1 protein-coding gene is annotated in these 1,755 nt (G+C 43.2%); it reads right to left on the bottom strand.

The features are described 5' to 3' along the window. Positions 1-162: 162 nt before the first annotated feature. Positions 163-1,755: group II intron reverse transcriptase/maturase (gene ltrA / locus FYJ45_RS29255; RefSeq protein WP_154468421.1), on the bottom strand; the 1,593-nt coding region annotated here is incomplete at its 5' end.

The following is a 1,755-nucleotide window of genomic DNA, read 5'->3' as shown; positions in this document are numbered from 1 at the left end:
TATAGTGATAGGTAAGCCCCTGATATCATCTCAGGCTTTTCCCCCACTTCACACCGTGCATGCGACTTTCACCGCACACGGCGTTCCATCGGTTAGTAGATTTCGTTGTCTAAACAATCAAACCTGTCATAGAAATACTGTGTTGTGTTGATTAGTGAGAGATTAGATTAACGGCAGAGACGCCAACTCACGGAGCGTATTTACCTTTTTGAGCTGGCTCTTGTCAAGCTGTAGGAGTTCCAAATATTTTGCGATTGTATCTGCATTGATGGCATGAATCAACTTGTGTACAGAATCCTTCACTAAAATAAGATTCCCATAGGAATCATCGCCTCCAAGATACCGGGGCAGTTTGTGATGACAGTGAATCTCATGTGTACTTGAGAATTCTTCACCGGTAACAGCACATTTTCCCCATTGAGCAGAGAATAGTGATATTCTGTTATCTGCATATTCCGCGCTATAGCCATAGGGTGGCTTCCGCATAAGCGAGAGCAGAATGGCCATATTGATTCGTAGGTTATTGTGAATGCCTTCCCGCCCCTCTGGAGTGTAGTAATTCCATGTTTTTTTACGGAATAAAGGATTCTTGTGTTGCGTGTAGCCAATAGGATATACTGGCTCATTTGTGCCTGCAACATATCGCATCATTTTGGATTTTCCAAATCGGCTTCTTTCAAACTCAGTCAATTCCCGTCCGGTTTTAACCAATCGATTCCCGTTACGGGTACTAAGCCTATTTGTGAGCAGTGTCATAACTGCACGATTTAGTATTGCGCAATCATGGTTGATATGGGTGGCAATGCAGTAATAATTCTGCATTCCTGTGACCATACTGTTATAGAGCCTGATTTCACCCTGTTCTCCATAGATTTTTCGGGGATGGACAATCCGTTTTGCCTGTGTTTTCAGCTTCTGGCGCTTGTGGTCAAAATTCTTATCAGCGATGTATGAAATTACCACCAGCTTGTTGCCTTTCCTGTGAACTTTCATCTTGAACCCAAGGAAGTCTGAGTAATGATTTCTGACATTGATAATCCTTGTTTTCTTTTCTGAGATTTCCAGTTTCAGCCTTTCTCTTAACCACTGTATAACTGCGTGCATTGTCCGTTCAGCAGTATCTTTCGTTCTACAGTAAATCCGAAAGTCGTCCGCATATCGAACAATGAACATCTCTTTGAGGTTGGACTTTTTCGCCTGTCTGTACCCGTTTTCAGGTCTGACATTTCTTTTGCATATCGGACTCCATTGCCATTGGCTTTCAACCCAGTGGTCGAGTTCGTTAAGAACGATGTTTGCAAGGAGTGGAGAAATGATTCCACCCTGTGGTGTTCCCTTATCAGGCGTAATAAATGTTCCGTCCTCAAGTTTTATCTGTGCTGTCAGTATTCTCCGAAGCACAAATATAAGCGCCTTATCGTGAATCCCCATTGCCCAAATCTGCCGAATCAGCTTTGCATGGTTCACATTGTCAAAAAATCCTTTAATATCGAATTCAATGACATAGTGCAGGTTTGCTTGCTGTAACAGTTTATAACTTCTGGCAATAGCGTTTTCTACGGAATGGTTCGGTCTAAAGCCATAGCTGTTCTCACTGAACTTAGCTTCACATACCGGCTCCATTACCTGCTTAATACATTGTTGGATTAACCTGTCCCAGATGCATGGAATGCCTAAGGGTCTTGTCTTGCTCGGGTCGTATGGCTTCGGTATCTCCTTTCGCCTGACTGGCTTAGGACGATAACCATGCTCACT

Source organism: Eisenbergiella porci, from assembly GCF_009696275.1.
GTDB classification, from domain to species: domain Bacteria; phylum Bacillota; class Clostridia; order Lachnospirales; family Lachnospiraceae; genus Eisenbergiella; species Eisenbergiella porci.
Note: the sequence above shows the minus strand (reverse complement) of the source record. Positions and strands in the feature narration are given on the sequence as shown.